The following is a 2,256-nucleotide window of genomic DNA, read 5'->3' as shown; positions in this document are numbered from 1 at the left end:
GAAACCGAATTTCTCCACCGTCTCGACCGCCACCCGGTCCACATGCTGCTTGAATTCCAGCGGGGTCACCAGAAGGATGTCAGCCAGCGCCTGTTTCACATTGCCGAGCGGCATGGGGATGATGACGCCACAATTGCCAGACGACAGGCGTCTGCATGGTGGGAGCGCCTTTAAAGCCCATGGACCCGGGCTGGAAAGGCGCCCCCATAAAGTACAGACGTGAGAAAATGAACCGCCAGCAGACAGCAAACTTCGCGACAGGAGGATCGGACTCCGCTTTTTTGCTCGTGAGCGCCGGCGGCGCTCTTACGACACTAAACCGTCAGGCTCACTTCACAACGATGGAAATGACATCCTGATAGCGGTGCGTTTCAGTTCCCTTGGCTATACCCGTCGCATTCACCGCACGTGTCGGAACGTTGCGGCCGCACTGCTTGCTTAAACGACTGGAAATGCCGCCATCTGAATAGGAGATGATCTTGGATTTCGGCAGCTTGGGCGCCAGCGCCGCAAAACTCAAAGGAGTCGCACCGCAGCTATCCGCTCTGTAAGCCGTGAGGTGGCGCGTCTGACCAACCGAAAGTTCCACCGTCTTGTCCGCACTGCCGGCGCTGACGCAACCCGAAAGAGCAAGGACAGCAACCGATACGCAGGTTAGTGAAATATATGACTTCATAATTTCTCTCCATTAATAGGTCGGCACATCTTAAAAAATAAACGAGAACTTGCACCGCATCCTTTTACACGCGCTAGTTCAAGACTGGACGATTTTTAGAGCTTCACCTATCATCCTCAATCACCCGATCGGGTGAATTAGTCGAGGTTAGAGGAACTGACTCTTTTGTTGAGGGCACTCGGGGCAGGGATTGAGGCATGAGCATTCGTGGCTTAAGGCACTCGGACGACGACCTGATAGACCTCATTTATGCGGCGCTGCTCGGCGAGGCGTCGTGGCAGCAATTTCTCGACAGGCTTTCTGGGAATGCACCTGATGGCCGAACGATCTTGTTCTCCATGAATACGCGCGAACCCGACGATTACGTTGGCATGACCTCAAAATTCGATCTGTCGGAGCTTGAAAGCTATGCGGCATATTATATCAACACCAACCCATGGTTGGAGCATTGCGGCAGGCGAAGCGTAGGCCTGGGCGTTTTCTCGGATCAGATCGTCCCCAGAACGCAGCTGGTTAGAACCGAGTTCTTCAATGACTGGTTGGCGCCCAACAACATTTCGTCCTCCATCGGCGTCACTATTGACAAGAATGGAGACAGCCCCCTGATCGTATCCACCGTTACCAGCCGCGACGATCCCGATGAAAACAGCGCTTTTTCCGACCAGCTTACTCGTATCGCCCCCCATCTGAGGCGTGCCGCGCGTTTTTACAGGAACAGCTCGGCGCGATGGGCGGCCTTCGACCTCAATACGTCGCTGTTTGACGCCGTTGGCACGGGTATCGTCATTGTCGGAGAGAACGCACAAATAAATACAACTTCCCCGATCGGGCAGAAGTTTCTGGACAAAGGGACGCTCATATCGGTTTCACCGCTCGGAAAGTTACGCCTGCGCGGCGAGGACGCTCAGACCGTGCTGAACGCCATGTTGATGCGAAATTATGCCGGTCCCAGAACAGCGGATTTTCTCTCGCACGGCATCAGGCTCACGCTTGTCGCAATGAAGAAAGAACGCCTCTCGTTGTACTTCGAGGGACCCACCGTTGCACTCCTGATCCAGCCTTCCGGCGCGCCTGGCGGAACACCCGGAATCGACCAGTTCTCTGAATTTCATCGGTTGACGATGGGAGAGCGGCGCGCATTTCTCGGCGTCATAAATGGTAAGACAATCACGCAGATAGCGCAGGACGCATCCGTGTCGCGCGAGACGATACGCACACAGCTCAAAAGCCTATATGCAAAGACCGGGACGCATAGCCAGAACGACCTGCTGCGTCTCGCTTACCGAATGGCGAACCCAGCCCCCTAGGTGTTCTTCGATTCGTACAACGCGTCCTTATTGAAGATGACCTGCCGACTCAAACCGCCCACTCTTCATCCGTCGTGAACACGATCGTCAGCCAGCGGTCGCTCCCCTCGCCGCCCAGCGCATCGCCGATCTCGTCGCGGATCGCATCCCACTCCTCCAGACGCCGGGGCGGCCAGTTTTTCGGCACGATGAAAAAGAGTTCGATCTGACGGCCGCGGCCGACACGGGCGACATAGGAATAGTGGGAGGAGAAACCGAATTTCTCCACCGTCT

At 55.7% G+C, this 2,256-nt stretch carries 2 protein-coding genes and 2 pseudogenes; 1 reads left to right on the top strand and 3 read right to left on the bottom strand.

Going from position 1 to position 2,256, the window contains the following annotated elements; genetic code table 11:
- Both PL599_RS22675 and PL599_RS22670 read right to left on the bottom strand, forming a co-directional pair.
- Positions 1-132, bottom strand: a pseudogene (locus tag PL599_RS22675) (cation transporter); the annotation flags it as partial.
- 196 nt (positions 133-328) lie between these two features.
- A complete protein-coding gene (locus PL599_RS22670; protein WP_077982638.1) occupies positions 329-676 on the bottom strand; it encodes a hypothetical protein in 348 nt (115 codons plus the stop codon).
- Between the two features lie 197 nt (positions 677-873).
- Here PL599_RS22670 and PL599_RS22665 point away from each other — a divergent pair, with 197 nt between their 5' ends.
- Positions 874-1,983 carry a helix-turn-helix transcriptional regulator gene (locus PL599_RS22665; RefSeq protein ID WP_142912467.1) on the top strand — a complete coding sequence of 370 codons (1,110 nt, stop codon included), beginning with the start codon at positions 874-876 and terminating at the stop codon, positions 1,981-1,983.
- 49 nt (positions 1,984-2,032) lie between these two features.
- On the opposite strand, the pseudogene PL599_RS22660 reads toward PL599_RS22665, so the two are convergent.
- Positions 2,033-2,256: pseudogene (locus tag PL599_RS22660) on the bottom strand (cation transporter); the annotation flags it as partial.

Source organism: Agrobacterium sp. ST15.16.055, assembly GCF_027956555.1.
In the GTDB taxonomy this organism is placed as follows: Bacteria; Pseudomonadota; Alphaproteobacteria; order Rhizobiales; family Rhizobiaceae; genus Agrobacterium; species Agrobacterium salinitolerans.
Note: the sequence above shows the minus strand (reverse complement) of the source record. Positions and strands in the feature narration are given on the sequence as shown.